Raw genomic sequence first — 1,441 nt, 5'->3', positions numbered from 1 at the left:
TTGCTTGGCTTCGAAACCGCTACGCCGTCGGCAGCGTGAACTCGTTTGCCGAGCAAAACGAATTGTTCAGGGCCGACTTGGTAGCCGCCGTAGGCGTCGGCCTGCAACGTGCCATTGAACGATTCGAGATGCTGCTGCGGATGGATGCCTTTGCGGTCCGGCGTATAGGCAAACCAGACGGCCGGCGGAGTGGCGTCGCTGGACGCCCGATCGTCACGCACATACACCCACAGGCGTCCGGTTTTGGTCTTGCCGTTCCCTGGCGCAAGCACCGGCACTGGCGTATCGTCGGCATGGAGCTTCGTCGCCGCCATGACGTGGCGACGCAGTGCGTCGACGAGCGGTTGCAGCAGCGCCGCAGTGTGACAACCAACCCACTTCGCCAGCAGCGAGCGATCCAGCTCGACACCTTCCCGCGCATAGATCACCGACTGCCGGTAGAGCGGCAGGTGATCCGCGAACTTCGCGACCAGTACGTGAGCCAGCAGTCCCGGGCCAGCCATGCCTCGCTTGATGGGACGGCTCGGCGCAGCAGCCTGGGCGATGTGATCGCAGCATGAACATGCCAGCTTCGGCCGCACATGGCGGATGACCCGGAAGCTCGCCGGCACATACTCGAGTTGTTCGGCGACGTCCTCGCCAAGCTGCTTCATCGGCGCACCGCACGCCGTGCAGGTTTCACGTGATTCGGGCCAATGGATCTGGATCTCGCGCGGCAGGTGATCCGGCAACGGCTTGCGTTGTACCTGTTCCGGTGCCGTGCGTGGCGTCCTGGGAATCTCGATGGGGGCAGCGCCTTCGTCGGCCTCGAGCTCTTCCAGTCGCGACTCGAGCTGCTCGATCTGACGGTCGAGTTTCTCGGAACTCCGGCCGAATTGCATGCGGCGCAGTTTCGCGATCAGTAGCTTCAGATGCTCGATCTCGGCCTTGGCGGTGGCGTTCGCCGCCTTGTGAGATTCGACCACATCTTCCAGATGCCCAATGCGGGCATCGCGCTCGAGCAGCATGGCCTTGAGCGCTTCGACGTCGTCCGGATAGGCGTTTGCCGTGGTCATGCCGGCTGTCTACGCGGCGGCCGACAGGTTTACAACGCCGATGTCGGCTCCGTCGTGCGGACTGGTTGCCGCCAGTCGATACCTTCGAGCAGCATCGACAGTTGCGCCTGACTCAGGCACACCACGCCACCATCGGCACGTGGCCACACGAACCGACCGCGCTCCAGGCGTTTCATCAGCAGACACATGCCGTTGCCGCTCCACCACAACACTTTGACCAGATCGCCACGCTTGCCGCGGAACACGAACACGTGGCCGCTGAACGGGTCTCGCTCCAGCACGGTCTGGACCTTCGCGGCCAAGCTATTGAGTCGGCCCTGAACAATTCGTTTTGCTCGGCAAACGAGTTCACGCTGCCGACGGCGTAGCGGTTTCGAAGCCAAGCA

At 63.2% G+C, this 1,441-nt stretch carries 2 protein-coding genes; both read right to left on the bottom strand.

Translation table 11 applies throughout. The annotated features are described in order from the left end of the window. Positions 1-1,007: IS66 family transposase (gene tnpC, locus DID99_RS36600; RefSeq protein WP_409362728.1), on the bottom strand; the 1,007-nt coding region annotated here is incomplete at its 3' end. Positions 1,008-1,084: 77 nt separating this feature from the next. Then, positions 1,085-1,438 carry an IS66 family insertion sequence element accessory protein TnpB gene (gene tnpB, locus DID99_RS36595; protein WP_409362727.1) on the bottom strand — a complete coding sequence of 118 codons (354 nt, stop codon included), beginning with the start codon at positions 1,436-1,438 and terminating at the stop codon, positions 1,085-1,087. Between the last annotated feature and the right edge of the window lie 3 nt (positions 1,439-1,441).

Source organism: Burkholderia sp. Bp8986 (assembly GCF_003854225.1).
Classification (GTDB): domain Bacteria; phylum Pseudomonadota; class Gammaproteobacteria; order Burkholderiales; family Burkholderiaceae; genus Burkholderia.
The sequence above is the reverse complement of the archived record's forward strand: the minus strand, read 5'-3'. Positions and strand labels throughout refer to the sequence as shown.